The organism is Streptomyces sp. enrichment culture, from assembly GCF_964272895.1.
Taxonomy (GTDB): Bacteria; Actinomycetota; Actinomycetes; order Streptomycetales; family Streptomycetaceae; genus Streptomyces.
Genome location: NZ_OZ186832.1, coordinates 5659306 through 5679407 on the forward strand (window position 1 = coordinate 5659306; position 20102 = coordinate 5679407).

At 72.8% G+C, this 20102-nt stretch carries 15 protein-coding genes and 1 riboswitch; of the genes, 9 read left to right on the forward strand and 6 right to left on the reverse strand.

Annotated elements, in window-relative coordinates; all coding sequences use genetic code 11:
* Together ACSU6M_RS25550 and ACSU6M_RS25555 are read right to left on the reverse strand one after the other, a co-directional pair.
* Positions 1-942: a sucrase ferredoxin gene (locus tag ACSU6M_RS25550; RefSeq protein WP_437072608.1), complete on the reverse strand. Its 942-nt coding sequence runs from the start codon at positions 940-942 to the stop codon at positions 1-3.
* Positions 943-1157: 215 nt separating this feature from the next.
* Positions 1158-2414 (reverse strand): citrate/2-methylcitrate synthase, encoded by a 1257-nt coding sequence (locus ACSU6M_RS25555; protein ID WP_437072609.1) that lies wholly within the window; start codon positions 2412-2414, stop codon positions 1158-1160.
* A gap of 110 nt (positions 2415-2524) precedes the next feature.
* Here ACSU6M_RS25555 and ACSU6M_RS25560 point away from each other — a divergent pair, with 110 nt between their 5' ends.
* Positions 2525-3694, forward strand: coding sequence for a citrate synthase (locus ACSU6M_RS25560; RefSeq protein WP_437072611.1), 1170 nt, complete (start codon positions 2525-2527; stop codon positions 3692-3694).
* Positions 3695-3861: 167 nt separating this feature from the next.
* On the opposite strand, the gene ACSU6M_RS25565 is transcribed toward ACSU6M_RS25560, so the two are convergent.
* Both ACSU6M_RS25565 and ACSU6M_RS25570 read right to left on the reverse strand, forming a co-directional pair.
* Entirely contained in the window at positions 3862-4089 is a 228-nt protein-coding gene (locus tag ACSU6M_RS25565; protein ID WP_437075338.1) for a hypothetical protein, read from the reverse strand.
* 233 nt (positions 4090-4322) lie between these two features.
* Complete coding sequence (locus ACSU6M_RS25570; RefSeq protein WP_437072613.1) at positions 4323-4970, reverse strand: DUF6082 family protein; 648 nt, start codon at positions 4968-4970, stop codon at positions 4323-4325.
* A gap of 589 nt (positions 4971-5559) precedes the next feature.
* Here ACSU6M_RS25570 and ACSU6M_RS25575 point away from each other — a divergent pair.
* Positions 5560-6648: a CobW family GTP-binding protein gene (locus ACSU6M_RS25575; RefSeq protein WP_437072614.1), complete on the forward strand. Its 1089-nt coding sequence runs from the start codon at positions 5560-5562 to the stop codon at positions 6646-6648.
* 118 nt (positions 6649-6766) lie between these two features.
* Here ACSU6M_RS25575 and ACSU6M_RS25580 read toward each other — a convergent pair whose 3' ends face one another.
* Positions 6767-9223, reverse strand: a complete 2457-nt coding sequence (locus ACSU6M_RS25580; protein ID WP_437072616.1) for a DNA gyrase/topoisomerase IV subunit A — start codon at positions 9221-9223, stop codon at positions 6767-6769.
* A 294-nt stretch (positions 9224-9517) separates the two neighbouring features.
* Here ACSU6M_RS25580 and ACSU6M_RS25585 point away from each other — a divergent pair, with 294 nt between their 5' ends.
* The 4 genes from ACSU6M_RS25585 (at position 9518) to ACSU6M_RS25600 (ending at position 14333) form a co-directional block, all read left to right on the forward strand.
* Complete coding sequence (locus ACSU6M_RS25585; protein ID WP_437072617.1) at positions 9518-10924, forward strand: M16 family metallopeptidase; 1407 nt, start codon at positions 9518-9520, stop codon at positions 10922-10924.
* Entirely contained in the window at positions 10921-12309 is a 1389-nt protein-coding gene (locus ACSU6M_RS25590; protein WP_437072619.1) for a M16 family metallopeptidase, read from the forward strand. The genes ACSU6M_RS25585 and ACSU6M_RS25590 overlap by 4 nt, the downstream gene beginning before the upstream one ends.
* Before the next feature lie 213 nt (positions 12310-12522).
* Positions 12523-12686, forward strand: a riboswitch (cyclic di-AMP (ydaO/yuaA leader).
* 12 nt (positions 12687-12698) lie between these two features.
* Complete coding sequence (locus ACSU6M_RS25595; protein WP_437072620.1) at positions 12699-13463, forward strand: M23 family metallopeptidase; 765 nt, start codon at positions 12699-12701, stop codon at positions 13461-13463.
* Positions 13464-13646: 183 nt separating this feature from the next.
* Positions 13647-14333, forward strand: coding sequence for a GntR family transcriptional regulator (locus tag ACSU6M_RS25600; protein ID WP_437072621.1), 687 nt, complete (start codon positions 13647-13649; stop codon positions 14331-14333).
* Between the two features lie 207 nt (positions 14334-14540).
* On the opposite strand, the gene ACSU6M_RS25605 is transcribed toward ACSU6M_RS25600, so the two are convergent.
* On the reverse strand, positions 14541-14822 hold the full coding sequence (locus tag ACSU6M_RS25605; RefSeq protein ID WP_381035143.1) for an HPr family phosphocarrier protein: 282 nt from the start codon (positions 14820-14822) through the stop codon (positions 14541-14543).
* Between the two features lie 178 nt (positions 14823-15000).
* Between ACSU6M_RS25605 and ACSU6M_RS25610 the strand changes: the two genes are divergently transcribed.
* The 3 genes from ACSU6M_RS25610 (at position 15001) to ACSU6M_RS25620 (ending at position 20057) form a co-directional block, all read left to right on the forward strand.
* Positions 15001-18150: a GNAT family N-acetyltransferase gene (locus ACSU6M_RS25610; protein ID WP_437072624.1), complete on the forward strand. Its 3150-nt coding sequence runs from the start codon at positions 15001-15003 to the stop codon at positions 18148-18150.
* A 66-nt stretch (positions 18151-18216) separates the two neighbouring features.
* Entirely contained in the window at positions 18217-18813 is a 597-nt protein-coding gene (locus ACSU6M_RS25615) for a DUF5998 family protein (protein ID WP_437075340.1), read from the forward strand.
* Positions 18813-20057 carry an alkaline phosphatase family protein gene (locus ACSU6M_RS25620; RefSeq protein WP_437072626.1) on the forward strand — a complete coding sequence of 415 codons (1245 nt, stop codon included), beginning with the start codon at positions 18813-18815 and terminating at the stop codon, positions 20055-20057. The genes ACSU6M_RS25615 and ACSU6M_RS25620 overlap by 1 nt, the downstream gene beginning before the upstream one ends.
* Positions 20058-20102: the final 45 nt, after the last annotated feature.

Genomic DNA, 20102 nt, shown 5'->3' on the forward strand with positions numbered 1-20102 from the left:
TCAGCTCGCCAGTGCGGCCGTCGCCAGTTCGCGTACGGAGACCACGTCCATCCGCGCGGGCGCTCCGAGGATCGACGTCCCGCAGCTCTCCGGGCGGGGCGGAAGGGACGCGCCCTGGGCGACGGTCACCCGCCAGTGCCGTCCGTCGACGTGCCCGACGGTGATCTCCCAGCGCGGGGCCGCGCCGTCCGTCCGTACGACGGTCAGTGCCTCGGCCGCGTACTCGCCCACCGCCTCGCGCACGGCCAGCTCGGCGGCCTGTCCGGGGCGCTCCCAGGCGGAAGCCCCGCGGCAGCCGTCCACGACGATCCGGCCCTCGCGGACGCCGTGCAGGACCTCCCTGACGGTGTGGGCCTCGGCGCGGCCGTAGGCGTATCCGTACGGCAGGACCAGCACCGTGGGCGAGAAGCGGTGACCACCCAGATGGGTGACCTCCCAGACGCCGCCGACCCCGGAGGCGGTGAGCTCGGCCGCGAGCGGGCGGCCCAGCAGGGCGCAGCAGCGGTCGCGCTTGCCGTTGGTGCACACCAGGGCCAGGGGGCCGTCGGTGTGGGGCCGGCCGCTCAGGACCGCGTCGAAGGAGCTGTGGTCGCCCCGGCCGAGGGCGGCGAAGTCGAGGTCGAGCAGTTGGCGCGGGTCGTCGGTCGTGGCCTCGCGCAGCCACACCCTGCCGGGCACGGTGTGGGACACGTACACCCGGCGCCTGGCGGGGGTGTGGCCGTCGGCGTGGCGCCCGGAGCGGCGGATCAGGGCGATCCGCACGCCGGTGCCCTTCGCGGCGGCCTCAAGGGCACGCCCCAGGGCGGGGTCGAGATGGCTGGAGGTGAGCGCTCGGGCACCCCAGGGGCCGGGCTGTTCGAGCAACAGCCAGGTCTTGGCCGGGGCCGCGGTCCCGGAAACGGGCTCGTCGAAGTCCCGCGAGACGGTCGCACACGTACTCACAGAGGTGAGCCTAACCTGACTTGGCTCACTGTGACCTCCCGTCGCGGTCCGTGTCCCGATCGTGGCTCACGCAATGTCCTGATGCCAGTGGGACTGGTGGGGTTCGTCCTCCGCCTCTCCGGGAGGTCTGATCGACGGGGCCGCGCCCCGGCGACCAGCCCCCGCGGAGGGTTTCTCGTCCTCCGGGCTCCGCGCCCGCCCGTTGCCCCGTCCGCCTACTCCGGGAGCGGCTGCGGCGGCCTCGGGCCCGTGTAGAGCCCGCTCGGGCGCATCCGCAGCGGGCGCTCGCCGTACTCCTCCATCGCGTGGGCGATCCAGCCCGCGGTACGGGCCACCGCGAAGATCGTCTCGCCGGCGGTGGCGAGCATCCCGGAGGACACCGTGAGCACGGCGAGGGCGAGGTCCACGTTGGCGTGCAGCGGGGTGTGCCGGGCGGCGGTGGCCACGACGTCCCGGGCGGCGGCGAGCGCGGGTTCGGCGCCGGGGACGTCGGCGAGCAGGGCGAAGAGGGCGCTCGCGCGCGGGTCCTCGCCGGAGTAGAGCCGGTGGCCGAGGCCGGGCACCCGGCGCCCCGCGCGCAGTTCGTCGGCGACCACGGGGGCCGCGTCGCCCTGGTCGAGCACCTCCAGCAGCATGCGGTGGGCCAGCCCGCTGGCCGCGCCGTGCAACGGGCCCTCGATCACGCCGAGGCCCGCCGAGACCGCCGCGTAGGCGTGCGCGCGGGCCGAGGCGGCGACGCGGACCGCGAGCGTGGAGGCGGCCAGGTCGTGGTCGGCCAGCAGGCCGAGTGCGGTGTCCAGGACGCGCAGTGACGCCTCGTCGGGACGCCTGCCCGACAGCCGGGTCCACAGCCGCCGCGCCAACGGGCCGTCGTCGTGGCGGGCGCCCGTCACCGCGGGCAGGGCGGCGACGAGGGTCGGGATGAGGGTGCGCGCGGTGCCGAGCACGGCGTCCTCGGACAGGTCGAACCGCAGCGGGTCGGCGGTGGCCGCGGCGATCGCGGCGACCCGCAACCGATCGGCGGGCCCGGCGTGTTCGGGCAGCGCGTCGACCGCGCGGCGGGCCACGGACACCGAGGCCGCGGGGGCGGCGAAGGCGGTCCCCGGGCGCATCCGCCCGGTCCACAGCCACTCGGCGATCTCCTCGTAGGAGTGCCGCGCGGCCAGCTCGGTCGCGTCCACGCCCCGGAAGTAGTACCGGTCCTCCTCGATCAGCGTGATGCGCGTACGCACCGACAGCTCGCCCCCGGCCGGCGTACTCGCCGCGCTGTCCCGCCTGTTGCGCCGCGCGAGCGCCTGGACCTCCTCGGCGGCGAAGGTGCTGCCCCGGCCGCCCGGCGCGCGCCTGCTGCTGAGCTGTCCGCGGCTGACGTACGCGTACACGGTCTCGGGCTTCACGCCGAGCACCTCGGCGGCCTCCTTGGTGCTCAGCCGTCGCTCCGAGGGGCCGGCACCGGCTTGCTGATCGCGCATGGGGGTCACCGTATCCGCATCGCTGACAGGTTGATGATGCATTGATCGAATCAATATTGACAGGCAATGAGTCAACCATGGACAGTCGAATCAAGTCCAGGGAGGAAAACATGTCCGTCAACCGGTCCGCAGCACCCCTTGTCGACGTACCGCGAGGACTCTCCGGCGTCGTCGTCACCGAGACCCAGATCGGCGACGTACGGGGACGCGAGGGCTTCTACCACTACCGCCAGTACTCGGCCGTCGAACTCGCGCGGACCCGCGGCTTCGAGGACGTCTGGTATCTCCTGGTCCACGGTGAGCTCCCCGACGCCGAGCAGAGCGCCGCGTTCGCCGCCCGGACGGCCGCGCTGCGGCGTCTGCCGGATCAGGTGGCCGCCGCGCTGCCCGCCGTCGCCGCGGTCGGCGGACGCTCCGGACCGCTCGCCGGCCTGCGCACCGCGCTCTCGCTGCTGGGCGCCGCCCACGGCTTCCGTCCGGTGTACGACATCGACACCGCGCAGCGCCGCGAGGACGCCGTGACGGCGGCCGCCGCCGTCCCGACCCTGCTGACCGCACTGCACCGGCTGGGCGAGGGACTTGAGCCGGTCCCGCCGCGGGAGGACCTGTCCCACGCCGCCAACTACCTGTACATGTTGACGGGTGAGGAGCCGGACGCCCAGCGGACCAGGGCGATCGAGCAATACTTGATCTCAACTATTGATCACGGATTCAATGCATCAACCTTCACCGGACGTGTGATCGCGTCCACGGGAGCGGACGTCGCGGCCTGCCTCGTCGGGGCCGTCGGCGCCCTGTCCGGGCCGCTGCACGGCGGTGCTCCCAGCCGGGCGCTCGACACCCTGGACGCCATCGGCACCCCGGACCGCATCGACGGCTGGGTGCGTGAGCGTGTCCTCGCCGGCGACCGCATCATGGGCTTCGGGCACGCCGTCTACCGCACCGAGGACCCTCGCTCGCGGATGCTCCGCGAGATCGCGCAGGGCTTCGGGGGCGCGCGGGTGGACTTCGCCGTCCAGGTCGAGCGGGGCGTGGAGGCGGTGCTCGCCGAGCTGAAGCCCGGCCGGGAACTGCACACCAACGTCGAGTTCTACGCGGGCCTGGTCATGGAGCTGTGCGGTCTGCCGCGCGAGATGTTCACGCCGACCTTCGCCGCGGCGCGGGTGGTGGGCTGGAGCGCCAATATCGTGGAGCAGGCGGAGGACCCGAAGATCATCCGGCCGGTGGCGCGGTACGTGGGCCCGGTGCCGCCCGTCGCGGTGCCACCGGTGGCCGCCTGAGGCGTGCGTCCCCCGGAGGGACCGGTGGCGGGAACGCCGAACGGGCCGGGCCCGGCGCCGCGCGGGGGCGGTGCCGGGCCCGGAGGCCGGGAAGGCCGACCGCGCGTCCGCGAACCCTGTCCGGGCGTCGGGGCCGCCTGATCGGCTGCCGGGGGCGACCACGTCCCTCACGCGTCGGGAATGTCGGCCTTCGCGCGGACCAGGGTCTCCCTGCTGATGACCACGATGCGCTCGTAGTCGGCACGGGACGCGTCCGAGGGCAGCTCCGGGTCCAGCGAGTCCGTGGCGTCCGTGCCGATCACGGCGAAGTTGCCGTCGGACAACTCGAAGATGTCGGGGCAGTTGGCTCCGCTCACGCTGCCTCTGGCACGCGGGGATGCTCCGATCCGACGAATGATCTGACTCACTGTTGTTCCTCTGGTCTCGCGTCCGAAGAGCTTGCACAGGGCCGGCCGTGGAGCGAGGACGGCCCTGTGGGGCGCGGGACTCCATGCGGTGGTGCAAGCGGCATTACTGGGGGTCGCTTGATGCGTTCGGCACGAGTCAACCCCTGCGGCGACAAGACAACCGAGTGATTGATCCGTTCGTTATGCCCCGCGCGGGTGTGTTTTCCGGCGGGCAGCCCGGTTCACGCGTCCGGCGGTTCCCCCACCACCCACCACTCCTCCGTGTCGGCCTCCTCCAGCTGGGCGAGGAGGTCGTCCACCAGGCGCCCCAGCTCCGCCTCGTCCGAGTCGTCGGCGATGGTGGCCCGCTGGTGCCGGGTGGCGTACCAGTACTCGCGGACGACGGGGTTCTGCAGGATGCCGCGGACGTACCCGTGGAACTCCTCCCGTGTGATGTTGCCGATGCGGAGGTAGAACAGAGCGTTGGTGTAGAGGGCGTTGGCGAAGAGGTACTGGCGGCGCTGCTTCGGGGAGACCGGGGGCTCGTACAGGTCCAGCACCTCGGCCAGTTCCGGGTCGTCGATCGCCTTGCTCAGCAGTTCCCAGTGCAGGCGCTGCTGTTGGGCGAGGTCGGCGTGGTGCCGGGCGCGGGCGGACTGGTCCAGCTGGTCAAGACGTACCGCCAGAGCGTCCAGATGATCCAGTCGTGCCGTCAACGCCTCCAGACGGTCCAGACGTGCCGTCAGTGTGTCCAGCCGCTCGCCGCGCTTCACCAGCGCGGCCAGCGTGTGACGGTGGACGGCCAGTGTGACGAGCGCGCCCGTCATCAGGCCGAGACCGGCGGCGACCACGCTCCCCGGTCCGCGTGTCCCAAAACTCCGTGTGGCCATGTCAACCCCCGAATCGTGCGGCCGTCCGCCGGTCGTCGGGTGCGGGTCGACTGGGAGGAACCGGCGAGCGATGGGCGGCGCCAGAGAGGATCCTGCGGGTCGTACGGGGGCACGCACGGCCTTCGGCCCGTCCGGGTCCGTTCCCCGTCGTCCGGGCGGTACGGCCCCAGGCGTCCGGCGTACGGCCCCAGGCGTTCGGCGGTGCGGCCTCAGGCGTTCGGCGGTGCTGCCCCAGTCGTTCGGGGCGCGGCCCCGGCCCGTAGGGGCACGTGACCGTTCGTCCGGCCCGGCGGACGTGGCGCGTCCGTCGAGCCGGCCGGATGCGCAGGACATCCCTGGCCGTCTCCCAGGGTGCCGAGCGGCTCTGATCGGCAGGGAGGCGGAGAGGAGGCGCACGGAGGGAAGCGAGGGTCGCACGATCGTCCCTCGCACGCCCCGGCGCCTTGACCAACGTCTGCCCCGCAAATGCTGCTAACAATCGTTCACTTCGCCGCGTTTCCTTCGGCTCGTATCCTGGGTCGGCATTCAATTCTCGAGGGCGTGCACGGTCGCGATCCGGTGCGCGCGTGGGCGTGAGAGAGGTCGCACAGTGGGTTCCGGTCCGCGGCAGATCCCCGTCGTCGTACTCGCCGGATTCCTGGGGTCCGGCAAGACCACGCTGCTCAACCATCTGCTGCACCACAGCGGGGGCAGCCGGATCGGCGCGATCGTCAACGACTTCGGCGCCATCGAGATCGACGCCATGGCCGTCGCGGGCGCCCTGGGCGACTCCACCGTCTCCCTGGGCAACGGCTGCCTGTGCTGCGCGGTGGACGCGAGCGAACTCGACGTCTACCTGGAGCGGCTCGCCGCCCCGGCGGCCGGTGTCGACGTCATCGTGATCGAGGCCAGCGGGCTCGCCGAGCCGCAGGAACTGGTGCGGATGGTGCTGGCCAGCGAACTGCCGGAGATCGTGTACGGCGGCCTGGTCGAGGTCGTCGACGCCGCCGAGTTCGACGACACGCGCGCGCGGCACCCCGAGATCGACCGGCATCTCGCGCTCGCCGACGTCGTCGTGGTCAACAAGACCGACCGGGCCGGCGACGCGGAGCGCGTCCTCGGTCTCGTGCGCTCCCTCACCGACCGCGCGGCCGTCGTGCCCGCCTCCTACGGCCGTCTCGACCCGGAGTTCCTCTTCGACTGCCGGCCCAGCGAGGAGCGCATCGGACAGCTCTCCTTCGACGACCTCCACGAGCACCGCGGGGACGCCGGCCACGACGGCCATCTCCACGCCGCCTACGACACCGTGTCCTTCACGTCCGAGACGCCGATGGACCCGCGACGCCTGATGGCGTTCCTCGACAGCAGGCCCGAGGGGCTGTACCGGATCAAGGGGTACGTCGACTTCGGGCCGTACGACACCCGCAACCGCTACGGCGTGCATGCCGTCGGCCGGTTCCTGCGCTTCCAGCCGGAGCCGTGGCCGACCGCCGGGCCGCGGCTCACCCAGCTCGTCCTCATCGGCGCCGGGATCGACGCCCAGGCGCTCGGCAAGGAACTCCAGGCGTGCGTGAGCGAGGCCCCACACGCCGACGAACACGGCATGTGGGGCGTCCTGCGCTACGTACGCGATCCGGGAGACCAGGAGCCCGCCGCGCCCGATGAGGTCGATGAGGTCGACGACGAGCCCGCCCTGTGACCGGGGCCCCGGCGGAGAACCCACCCTCCGACCGGCGCCCAGCCAGGACCCGCCGCCTGCGCGAGCCCCAGCCGCAGGGCCCGCCCTCTGAACGGGCCCCAGCCGAAGGACTCGCCCCCTACACCGGCCCCGCCACCGCCGCCACCGGCTTCGCCAGGGACACGCCCGAGCCGTCACGGCGCGGATCGATCTCCGGCAGTTCGGCCGGCATGCCGTTCTTCTGCGCCGCCCGCGCGGGGGCCGCGCCCGCCCAGGCCAGGGACAGGCAGTCCTCGCCCTTGAGGAACCGCTGGCAGCGCACACCGCCGGTGGCCCGGCCCTTGCGCGGGTACTGGTCGAACGGCGTCACCTTGGCCGTCGTCTGCACGGAGTCGTCGAGCGTGCCGCGCGAGCCCGCGACCGTGAACACCACCGCGTCCGCCGCCGGGTCCACCGCAGTGAACGAGATGACCTTCGCGCCCTCGGCGAGCTTGATGCCCGCCATACCGCCCGCCGGACGGCCCTGCGGACGCACCTGGGATGCCTGGTAGCGCAGCAGCTGGGCGTCGTCGGTGATGAAGACCAGGTCCTCCTCGCCGGTGCGCAGCTCGACCGCGCCGACGATCCGGTCGCCCTCCTTGAGGGTGATGACCTCCAGCTCGTCCTTGTTCGACGGGTAGTCCGGGACCACGCGCTTGACCACACCCTGCTCGGTGCCGAGCGCCAGACCGGGCGAGGACTCGTCGAGCGTGGTCAGACAGACCACCGTCTCGTCGTCCTCCAGGGACACGAACTCCGCGAGCGGCGCGCCCCCCGACAGGTTCGGCGCGGCCGCGGTGTCCGGCAGCTGGGGCAGGTCGACCACGTTCAGCCGCAGCAGCCGGCCGCCCGAGGTGACCACACCGACCTCGCCGCGCGCGGTGGCCGGCACCGCCGAGACGATCACGTCGTGCTTGGTGCGCCGGCCGTCGGCGTCCTCCGCGAACGGCTCCGCGTTCGCCGTACGGGCCAGCAGACCCGTCGAGGACAGCAGCACCCGGCACGGGTCGTCGGCGACCTGGAGCGGCACGGTCGCGGCGGTGGAGCCGGCCGACTCCAGCAGGACCGTGCGCCGGTCGGTGCCGAACTTCTTGGCGACCGCGGCCAGTTCCGCCGAGACCAGCTTGCGCAGCTCCGCGTCCGACTCCAGGATCCGGGTCAGCTCCTCGATCTCCGCGTTGAGCCGGTCCTTCTCCGCCTCCAGCTCGATGCGGTCGTACTTGGTGAGTCGGCGCAGCGGCGTGTCGAGGATGTACTGGGTCTGGATCTCGCTCAGCGAGAAGCGCTCCATCAGGCGCTGCTTGGCCTCGGCGGAGTTCTCGCTGGAGCGGATCAGGCGGATCACCTCGTCGATGTCCACCAGGGCCGTCAGCAGGCCCTCGACCAGGTGCAGCCGGTCGCGGCGCTTGCCGCGGCGGAACTCGCTGCGGCGGCGCACGACCTCGAAGCGGTGGTCGAGGTAGACCTCCAGGAGCTCCTTCAGGCCCAGCGTGAGGGGCTGGCCGTCGACCAGTGCCACGTTGTTGATGCCGAAGGACTCCTCCATCGGCGTCAGCTTGTACAGCTGCTCCAGGATCGCCTCCGGCACGAAGCCGTTCTTGATCTCGATGACCAGGCGCAGACCGTGCTCGCGGTCGGTGAGGTCCTTGACGTCGGCGATGCCCTGGAGCTTCTTGGAGCCCACCAGGTCCTTGATCTTGGCGATCACCTTCTCCGGGCCGACCGTGAAGGGCAGCTCGGTGACGACCAGGCCCTTGCGGCGGGCGGTGACGGTCTCCACCGAGACCGTCGCGCGCATCTTGAAGGTGCCGCGGCCGGTCTCGTAGGCGTCGCGGATGCCCGACAGGCCGACGATCCGGCCGCCGGTGGGCAGGTCCGGGCCGGGCACATGGCGCATCAGGGCGTCGAGATCGGCGTTCGGGTGCTTGATCAGGTGGCGGGCGGCCGCGATGACCTCGCGCAGGTTGTGCGGCGGCATGTTGGTGGCCATGCCGACCGCGATGCCCGAGGAGCCGTTGACCAGGAGGTTCGGGAAGGCGGCCGGCAGAGCGACCGGCTCCTGCTCCTGGCCGTCGTAGTTGGGCGCGAAGTCGACCGTGTCCTCGTCGATCGACTCGGTCATCAGGCCCGACGCCTCGGCCATCCGGCACTCGGTGTACCGCATGGCGGCCGGCGGGTCGTCGTTGCCCAGGGAGCCGAAGTTGCCGTGGCCGTCGACCAGCGGGACCCGCATCGAGAACGGCTGGGCCATGCGCACCAGCGCGTCGTAGATCGACGCGTCGCCGTGCGGGTGCAACTTACCCATGACCTCGCCCACGACGCGGGCGCACTTCACATAGCCGCGCTCGGGGCGCAGCCCCATCTCGTTCATCTGGTAGACGATGCGGCGGTGCACCGGCTTGAGACCGTCGCGGGCGTCCGGCAGGGCTCGGGAGTAGATGACCGAGTACGCGTACTCGAGGAAGGAGCCCTGCATCTCGTCGACGACGTCGATGTCGAGGATGCGCTCCTCGAACGAGTCGTCGGGCGGCGGGGTCTTGGTGCTGCGGCGGGCCATCGCTGCCTGGCTCCTTTTGCTCTGGTCGTTCGCCTACGGGACGCGTCCCTTCGGCTTGCTCCGGCGGAAAGCGTGAACGAATTCTGACGCGGACCATTGTGGACCTAGGCACTGACAACGACGGACCGGGTCCCGCGTCGCCAGTGGCGGCGTGTGCCCGCAGGCTACGGGATCTCGCTCTGGGCGTACGTCGCACGGGAACTCCACCGGCGGTCCGCGCGCTTGCATACAGTGGCAGGAACGGCAGGAGAACAGCGGTTTTCACGCACCGCATCCGCGATCGAAGGGACGTACATGCCCATGGGTCACACGGCCACAGACCAGGCAGGCTCCGGCGGCCTGACAGCGACCGAGCACCGCCTGGCCAACGGCCTGCGCGTGGTGCTCTCCGAGGACCACCTGACCCCGGTCGCGGCGGTGTGCCTCTGGTACGACGTCGGCTCACGCCACGAGGTCAAGGGGCGTACCGGTCTGGCTCACCTCTTCGAGCACCTGATGTTCCAGGGCTCCGCCCAGGTCAAGGGCAACGGCCACTTCGAGCTGGTGCAGGGCGCGGGCGGCTCGCTCAACGGCACCACCAGCTTCGAGCGCACCAACTACTTCGAGACCATGCCCGCGCACCAGCTGGAGCTCGCCCTCTGGCTGGAGGCCGACCGCATGGGCTCGCTGCTGGCCGCCCTGGACGACGAGTCCATGGAGAACCAGCGCGACGTCGTCAAGAACGAACGCCGCCAGCGCTACGACAACGTGCCCTACGGCACCGCGTTCGAGAAGCTGACCGCCCTGGCCTACCCCGAGGGCCACCCCTACCACCACACGCCGATCGGTTCGATGGCCGACCTGGACGCGGCGACGCTGGAGGACGCGCGCGCGTTCTTCCGCACCTACTACGCGCCCAACAACGCGGTGCTGTCCGTCGTCGGCGACATCGACCCCGAGCAGACGCTCGCCTGGATCGAGAAGTACTTCGGCTCCATCCCGGCGCACGACGGCAAGCCCGCCCCGCGCGACGGCACGCTGCCCGACATCATCGGCGAGCAGCTGCGCGAGGTCGTGCGCGAGGAGGTCCCCGCGCGGGCGCTGATGGCCGCCTACCGGCTGCCGCACGACGGCACGCGCGCGTGCGACGCCGCCGACCTGGCGCTGACCGTCCTCGGCGGCGGCGAGTCCTCCCGTCTGTACAACCGGCTGGTGCGCCGCGACCGCACGGCCGTCGCGGCCGGCTTCGGCCTGCTGCGGCTTGCGGGCGCGCCCTCGCTGGGCTGGCTGGACGTCAAGACCTCCGGCGACGTCGAGGTCCCGGTCATCGAGGCCGCCATCGACGAGGAGCTCGCCCGGTTCGCCGAGGAGGGCCCCACCGCCGAGGAGATGGAGCGCGCCCAGGCCCAGCTGGAGCGCGAGTGGCTGGACCGGCTCGGCACGGTCGCCGGACGCGCCGACGAACTGTGCCGCTACGCCGTGCTGTTCGGCGACCCGCAGCTCGCCCTGACGGCCGTACAGCGCGTCCTGGAGGTGACCGCCGAGGAGGTCCGCGAGGTCGCCAAGGCGCGCCTGCGGCCCGACAACCGCGCGGTGCTCGTCTACGAGCCGCTGTCCCCCGAGTCCGCGGAGCACACCGAGGACGAGGACTTCCCCGAGGACCCGGAGGCCGAAGCGACGGTGGAGGCCGGCGACATGAACAACGAGGAGACGGACCGGTGACCGAGCTCGCCACGATGGACTTCCACCCCCAGCCCCAGCCGGGCGACGCCAAGCCGTGGGCCTTCCCGGCGCCCACGCGCGGGACGCTCGACAACGGTCTGACGGTCCTGCGCTGCCACCGCCCCGGCCAGCAGGTCGTCGCCGTCGAGGTGCTCCTCGACGCGCCCCTGGACGCCGAACCGGCCGCCCAGGAGGGCGTGGCCACGATCATGGCCCGGGCCTTCTCCGAGGGCACCGACAAGCACTCCGCCGAGGAGTTCGCCGCCGAGCTGGAGCGCTGCGGCGCCACCCTCGACTCGCACGCCGATCACCCCGGCGTCCGGCTCAGCCTGGAGGTCCCCGCCTCCCGCCTGGCCAAGGCCCTCGACCTGCTCGCCGACGCCCTGCGGGCCCCCGCCTTCGCCGACGGCGAGGTCGAGCGGCTGGTGCGCAACCGCCTCGACGAGATCCCGCACGAGCTGGCCAACCCCGCCCGGCGTGCCGCCAAGGAGCTCTCCAAGGAGCTGTTCCCGAGCACCTCGCGCATGTCCCGCCCCCGCCAGGGCACCGAGGAGACGGTCGCCGCGATCGACTCCGCCGCCGTCCGCGCCTTCTACGAGCGGCATGTCCGCCCCGCCACCGCCACCGCCGTGGTCGTGGGCGACCTGACCGGCATCGACCTGGACGCCCTCCTCGGCGAGACCCTGGGCGCCTGGACCGGCTCCAAGGCCGCGCCCCGCCCGGTGCCCGCGGTGACCGCCGACGACACCGGCCGCGTCGTCATCGTGGACCGTCCCGGCGCGGTCCAGACCCAGCTGCTCATCGGCCGGGTCGGCCCCGACCGCCACGACCGCGTCTGGCCCGCCCAGGTGCTCGGCACGTACTGCCTCGGCGGCACCCTCACCTCCCGCCTGGACCGCGTCCTGCGCGAGGAGAAGGGGTACACCTACGGCGTGCGGGCGTTCGGCCAGGTGCTGCGCTCCGCGCCCGACGGCAGCGGTGTGTCGATGCTCGCCATCAGCGGCTCGGTCGACACCCCCAACACCGGTCCCGCGCTGCAGGATCTGTGGACGGTGCTGCGCACCCTGGCCGCGCAGGGCCTGACCGACGCCGAGCGGGACGTGGCCGTGCAGAACCTGGTCGGGGTGGCGCCGCTGAAGTACGAGACGGCCGCCGCCGTCGCGAGCACGCTGGCGGACCAGGTCGAGCAGCATCTGCCCGACGACTTCCAGGCGACGCTGTATCAGCAGCTCGCCGCCACCGGCACGGTGGAGGCCACGGCGGCCGTCGTGAGCGCCTTCCCGGTGGACCGGCTGGTGACGATCCTCGTCGGTGACGCGGCCGCCATCAAGGAGCCCGTCGCGGCCCTCGGCATCGGTGAAGTCACCGTCGTGACGGCCGAGTAGCGACGGAACCGCGCACCACGCGCGCGTGAAGCCCTGGTGACCGAAGGGTCACCAGGGCTCACCTTTGTCCGGATTGACGCTGATTGCGGGGGAGGTTGCCTGTCTGCCCTGTGGCATGCGCTACAAAAACCCTGATCCATTAGAGGATCGAAAGATGATCCCCTTAGTGTCGTCCGGGCTGTCCGTCAGGCAGTGCGCCGCACCCGCGGCACCGGACAGCCATCGCCGAGTCCCCGTACGGCGCGAGCCAGGGGAGCCGGGGACCCACCACGTCCCTTGGGGTGAATCGGACGCCCGCGCGTGAGCGAGGGGGCCCGTAGGAGACCTTCCTGCTCCGAACCCGTCAGCTAACCCGGTAGGCGAGAGGGAAGGAAAGGACCAGCCACTTCATGGCGTTCACGCGCGCCACCGGGAAGCATCGTCGTCCCAGCAGGATGCAGCGCACCACCGCCCGCGCGGCGGGTGTCGCGGCGCTCACCACCACCGGCGTCATCGGCACCCTGGCCGGACCGGCCCTCGCCGCCGAGGCCGAGGCCGAGCAGACCGGCCTGCTGCCGGTCCTCTCCATCGGCGACTCGGTCGCCGAGCAGATCGACGCCCAGGCCGCCGCACAGCGGCAGGCCGCCGAGGAGGCCCTTGCCGAGCAGCGGGCCGAGGCGGCCGCCAAGAAGGCCGCCGAGGAGCGTGCGGAGGCCGCCCGCCAGGCCGAGGAGCGCGCCGCGCGCGAGGCCGAGCGCAAGCGCCTGAACACCTTCGTGTCGCCGATCGCCGGCTCCTACGTCTCCACCGGCTACCGCGCCGGCGGCAACATCTGGTCCTCCGGCAGCCACACCGGCGTCGACTTCCACGCCTCCAGCGGCACGGTCGTCCAGTCCGTCGGCCTCGGCACGGTCGTCGAGGCCGGCTGGGGCGGCGCCTACGGCAACCAGGTCGTCATCCGGATGCACGACGGCACGTACACCCAGTACGGGCACCTCTCCTCCATCGCCGTCTCGGTGGGCCAGACGGTCGAGCCGGGCCAGCAGATCGGCCTGTCCGGCGCCACCGGCAACGTCACCGGCCCGCATCTGCACTTCGAGGCCCGCATGTCCCAGGAGTACGGCTCGGACATCGACCCGGTCGCCTACCTCCGCTCGCACGGCGTGAACATCTGACCGACGGCGCGTCGCCGACCGAAGCGCGTCGAAGAAGCCCCGGCCCCCGCGGCCGGGGCTTTCTTTGTCCAAAAAATATCCTCGGATTCCGGCCCGCCGTCGGAAATTCAGCCTCGCTGCAATAGAGTCGCTGAACACACGTCAATCGTCGACGTTTCACGGGGATTAAAGCGGAGGTCGGTCATGCGTGTTCCGGCGCACTCGGTATGCACGGCGATCCGGGACGACATCGTCGCGGGTGTCCACGAGCGCGGCAGCCGGCTCACCGAGGAACTGCTCGCACGCCGGTACGGCGTCTCGCGCGTCCCCGTCCGCGAGGCGCTGCGCACCCTGGAGGCGGAGGGCTTCGTGGTGACGCGGCGGCACGCGGGCGCGTGCGTGGCCGAACCCAGCGAGCAGGAGGCGGCGGACCTGCTGGAGATGCGCATGCTGCTGGAACCGCTCGGCGCCTCGCGGGCCGCCCAGCGGCGCACCGAGGCCCATCTGAAGGTGCTGCGCGGCCTGGTGCGGCTGGGGCAGGAGCGGGCCCGCCGGGGTGGCAGCGAGGATCTGCGCTCCCTGGGCGGCTGGTTCCACGAGACGCTCGCCCAGGCTTCCGGCAGCCCCGCCCTGGTGTCGGTGCTCACCCAGCTCCGCCACAAGATCGCCTGGATGTACACGGTGGAGGCGCCCGTCGGCCCCGTCGAGTCCTGGGCCGAGCACGGCGCCATCGTGGACGCGGTGGCGCGCGGCGACAGCGAACGCGCGCGGGCGGTCACCGCGCTGCACACCGAGCGGGCGATCGCCGCGCACCGGCTGCGCTTTTCCGGCGGCGGGGAGCGTGTGAGGACTTCGCAACATGTCGTAAACATGTCGAGCGCGCGGCATTAACACAGGCGCCGTATACAAAGAGGAGTGAATTTCCGGGGGTTTATTCATGCTGCCCGGAAGGGGAAATCGACCTGCTGTCGGGGCAGGGAATTCGCCTGCTGCCGGGACGGGAATCAAGGCTGCCCGTGCCGGAAAACGCGAAGGGCCCGCCCGGTGATGCGGGCGAGCCCCTGCCGGCTACGGCGAGCGCCGTGACCGTCCATTGCCTCAGACGGTCTCGGGCAGCTCCTCCAGGCCCTCGGCGACCAGCTTGGCCAGACGGTCGAGGGCGGCGTCCGCGCCCTCGGCGTCGGAGGCGAGGACGATCTCCTCGCCGCCCTGGGCGCCCAGGCCCAGAACGGCCAGCATGGAGGCCGCGTTGACGGGCTTGCCGTCGGCCTTGGCGATCGTCACCGGGACGCCTGCGGCCGTGGCGGCTCGGACGAAGATGGAAGCGGGGCGGGCGTGGAGGCCCTCGGCCCAGCCGACGTTGACGCGGCGCTCAGCCATGTGTTGCTGCCCTTCACTTGCTCAGGGTTGTCTAGACCAGTGTTCCACACGTGCAGCGTCTCCGGAACGGGCCTCATGACCCGTCCGGGGTGGCAGAAGGACCGCGGCCTCGGTCCGACCCCACGTCCTCACAGACTGCCCCGCGCCGTTGTCGTACGCGAGCCGTACTCTGGGCCCCATGCAGAGCGCGACGGACCGGCAGGAGTACCCCGCCCACTGGGAAGCCGACGTGGTGCTGCGCGACGGCGGCACCGCGCGCATCCGCCCCATCACCGTCGATGACGCCGAGCGCCTGGTCAGCTTCTACGAGCAGGTCTCGGACGAGTCGAAGTACTACCGCTTCTTCGCGCCCTACCCGCGTCTGTCCGCCAAGGACGTCCACCGCTTCACGCACCACGACTTTGTGGACAGGGTGGGACTCGCGGCCACGATCGGCGGCGAGTTCATCGCCACCGTACGCTACGACCGCATCGGCACCAATGGTCTGCCCGCGTCCGCGCCCGCCGACGAGGCCGAGGTGGCCTTCCTGGTCCAGGACGCCCACCAGGGCCGCGGCGTCGCCTCCGCCCTCCTGGAGCACATCGCGGCCGTCGCCCGCGAGCGCGGCATCCGCCGCTTCGCCGCCGAAGTGCTGCCCGCCAACACCAAGATGATCAAGGTGTTCACCGACGCCGGGTACACCCAGAAACGCAGCTTCGAGGACGGCGTCGTGCGCCTGGAGTTCGACCTGGAGCCCACCGACCGCTCCGTGGCCGTGCAGCACGCGCGCGAGCAGCGCGCCGAGGCGCGGTCCGTACGGCGGCTGCTCGCGCCCGGCTCCGTCGCCGTCGTCGGCACCGGCCGCACCCCCGGCGGGGTGGGCCGCAGCATCCTCGGCAACATCCGGGAGGCGGGCTTCACGGGCGACCTCTACGCCGTCAACCGGGCCTTCCCCGAGGAGCTGAAGGAGCTCGACGGCGTCCCGGCCCACCGCTCCGTGCGCGACATCCCCGGCCCCGTCGACCTCGCGGTCGTCGCCGTGCCCGCCGAGCACGTGCCCGAGGTCGTCACCGAGTGCGGGGAGCACGGTGTGCAGGGGCTCGTCGTGATCTCCGCCGGATACGCCGAGAGCGGGCCGCAGGGGCGCGAGCGCCAGCGCGAACTCGTCCGGCACGCGCGCGCGTACGGCATGCGGATCATCGGGCCCAACGCCTTCGGGATCATCAACACCTCGCCCGAGGTCAGCCTCAACGCCTCCCTCGCCCCCGAGCTGCCCCGCCCCGGCCGCATCGGACTGTTCGCCCAGTCCGGAGCCATCGGCGTGGCGCTGCTGTCCCGGCTGCACCGGCGCGGGGGAGGGGTCACCGGCGTCACCGGCGTGTCCACCTTCGTCTCCTCCGGCAACCGCGCGGACGTCTCCGGCAACGACGTCGTGCAGTACTGGTACGACGACCCGGACACCGACGTCGCCCTGATGTACCTGGAGTCCATCGGGAACCCCCGCAAGTTCACCCGCCTCGCCCGGCGTACCGCGGCGGCCAAGCCGCTGGTCGTCGTGCAGGGCGCGCGGCACGGCGGCGCCGCGCCCCAGGGGCATGCCGTACGCGCCACGCGGCTGCCGCACGCCACGGTGTCCGCGCTGCTGCGGCAGGCCGGTGTGATCCGGGTCGACACGATCACCGAGCTGGTGGACGCGGGCCTGCTGCTCGCCCGCCAGCCGCTGCCGGGCGGGCCACGGGTGGCGATCCTCGGCAACTCCGAGTCGCTGGGGCTCCTGACCTACGACGCGTGCCTCTCCGAGGGGCTGCAGCCGCTCGCGCCGGTGGATCTGACGACCGCGGCGACGGCGGAGGACTTCCGCCGGGCGCTGTCGGGCGCGCTGGCCGACGACCTGTGCGACTCCGTCGTGGTCACGGCGATTCCGGCGATCGGGGAGGGCACCCCGGACGACGCGGAGCTGGCGGAGGCCCTGCGGTCGGCCGTGGAGGAGGTGCCCGGAAAGCCGGTACTGGTCGTGCACGTGGAGCTCGGCGGACTCGCGGCGGCGCTGTCCGCCGCGGCGAGCACCGCGCCGGTGGGTTCCCGGACGTCCGGCACGGGCGGGGGAGGCGACCTGTTCCTTCCCCGCTCCGCGGGGGGACCCCCGACGGAACGACCGTCCACCGCGGGGACCGCGGAGGGCGGCGACCGGCCCGCCGCGGACGCTGCCGACGCCCACACCCCGGTCGAACCCGCGGACGCGGGCCGCCCGGCCGCGCCGCCCGCGGACGGCCGGCAGCCCATCGCGCCGCCCGCGGACGGCCGGCAGCCCGAAGCTCCGCCCGCGGACGGCCGGCAGCCCGAAGCCCCGCCCGCGGACGGCGCGCAGCCCGTCACCGTGCCCGCCGACGGCCGCCGGACCGCCACGGCACACAGCGGGGCCGCGGAGGCCCCGACCCCTGCCGAGAACAGCGCACCCGCGGCCACGTCCGTCCCCGCCGCCACCCCCCGCCTCATCCCCGCCTACCCCGCCGCCGAGCGGGCCGTGCGGGCGCTTGCCGAGGCCGTGAAGTACGCCCAGTGGCGCCGGGAGTCGGTCAACCCCGGCAAGGTGCCCGAGTACGACGACATCGACGAGCGGGGCGCCGCCGAGCTGATCGACGGGCTGCTCACGCGCGGGCAGGGGCTCACCCTCGGCGCGGAGGAGACCTGCGAGCTGCTCGGCCGCTACGGCGTCCGCGTCATGCGCGCCCTGCCCGCGCCCACCCCGCAGGCCGCCGTGGAGGCCGCGCGGGTGCTCGGCTACCCCGTCGCCCTCAAGGCCACTGCCCCGCATCTGCGGCACCGGGCCGACCTCGGCGGAGTCCGCCTGGACCTCGCGGACGAGGAGCAACTGCGGCGGGCGTACACGGAGCTGACCGGGCTGTTCGGGACGCCGGAGGAGCTGCGGCCGGTCGTGCAGCGCATGGCCCCCCGCGGGGTCGACACCGTCGTACGGGCCGTGATCGACCCGGCCGCGGGCGCCGTCCTGTCGTTCGGGCTGGCCGGGGCCGCGTCCCAGCTGCTCGGCGACACCGCGCACCGGCTGATCCCGGTCACCGACCGGGACGCCACCTCGCTGATCAGGTCGATCAGGACGTCGCCGCTGCTGTTCGGCTGGCGCGGCTCGACACCGGTCGACACCCCCGCCCTGGAGGAACTGCTGCTGCGGGTGTCCCGGCTGGTCGACGACCACCCCGAGGTCGTCGCCGTCACCCTTGAGCCGGTGGTCGTGGCCCCGCAGGGCCTCAGCGTCCTCGGCGCCTCGGTCCGGCTGGCCCCGCCCCCGGCCCGCGACGACCTCGGTCCGCGCACCCTTCCCGCGTACTGAATCCCGTACCCGAGGCGTACGGACGACCGCGTGAGCGGTCCCTCGCAGTCAGTGCGCCACCGTAGGATGGACGGCATGGCCAAGACCAGTACGACGACCCAGGGGCTGCGTGCGGCGATCGAGCGCAGCGGCTACTACCCGGCCCTCGTGGCCGAGGCGGTGGAGGCCGCCGTGGGCGGCGAGCCCATCAAGTCGTACCTGGTCCACCAGGAGACCACCTTCGACCAGAACGAGGTCCGCCGCCATGTCACGGTGCTGGTCCTCACCGGCAACCGTTTCATCGTCAGCCACACCGACGAGCAGGCCGCCGACAGCACCTCCCCGACGCCGTACGCGACCACCTCGACGGAGTCGGTGAAGCTCGACCGGATCTCCTCGGTGGTGGTGAGCCGGGTGGTGTCCAACCCGGAGCAGTACACGCCGGGCACTCTGCCGCGCGAGGTGGTGCTGACCATCGGCTGGGGCGCCGTCTCCCGGATCGACCTGGAGCCCGCCGCCTGCGGTGACCCGAACTGCGACGCCGACCACGGCTACACCGGCAGCTCCACGGCCGACGACCTCAGCCTGCGCGTCAGCGAGGCCGGGGACGGCCCCGAGACGGTCCGCCAGGCGCTGGTGTTCGCCCAGGCGATCTCCGAGGCCACCGCGGACACCGCCCGCTGATGGCCCACCCGTCGCCCGCCCCCGCCCCCGACGGAGGGCGCTCCGCGCCCGCACCCGCCGGTTCCGCCCACTGGGACCACCCGGAACCCCTCCCCCTCGACTCCGCACCCGTACCCCAGTACGGCAGCGGCTCCCTCGCCGACCTGCTGCCCACCCTCGCCGCGGGCATGGGCGTCCCCGGCACCACGGCGGCCATCCCGGAGCTGGCCCCCGCCGACCGGGCCTGCGTCTTCCTGATCGACGGCCTCGGCTGGGAGCAGCTGCGCGCCCACCCGGACGAGGCGCCCTTCATGACCTCGCTCCTGGCGACCTCGCGCGGCGGCACCGGCCGCCCGCTGACGGCCGGCTACCCGGCCACCACCGCGACCTCCCTCGCCTCCGTCGGCACCGGCCTCCCGCCGGGCGCCCACGGCCTGCCCGGCTACACCGTGCGCAACCCGGCGACCGGCGAGCTGATGAACCAGCTGCGCTGGCAGCCCCACAGCGACCCGCGCGCGTGGCAGCCGTACCCCACCGTCTTCCAGCTCGCCCACGACGCCGGGGTGCACGCCGCGCAGGTGTCGTCCCCGGCCTTCCAGAACACCCCGCTCACCAAGGTCGCCCTCAGCGGCGGCACCTTCCACGGGCGGCTCACCGGCGAGGAGCGGGTGGACTTCGCCGCGCAGCAGCTCGCCGCGGCCGACCGCGCCCTGGTCTACACGTACTACGCCGAACTCGACGGCGCCGGGCACCGCTACGGCGTCGCCTCCGACACCTGGCGCGGCCAGCTGATGTACGTCGACCGGCTCGTCCAGCGCCTCGCGGAGCAGCTGCCGCCGCGCACCGCGCTGTATGTCACCGCCGACCACGGCATGGTCGACATCCCCTTCGACGAGCAGCACCGCATCGACTTCGACGAGGACTGGGAGCTCCAGGCCGGCGTCACCCTGCTGGGCGGCGAGGGCCGCGCCCGGCACGTCTACGCGCTGCCCGGCGCCGAGAACGACGTTCTGATCTGCTGGCGCGAGGTGCTGGGCGAGCAGTTCTGGGTGGCCTCGCGCGACGAGGCGATCGCGGCGGGCTGGTTCGGGCCGCACATCGACGAGCGGGTCTACGCCCGGATCGGCGACGTGGTCGCGGCCGCCCGCGACGACGTCCTGATCATCGCCTCCGAGCGGGAGCCCAAGGAGTCGGCGATGGTCGGCAACCACGGCTCGATGACCCCGGCCGAGCAGCTTGTCCCGCTGCTCGAAGTACGCTCCTGACGCCCACCCCTCCTCCTGACCTTCCTCACCGAAAGGTGCTCGACC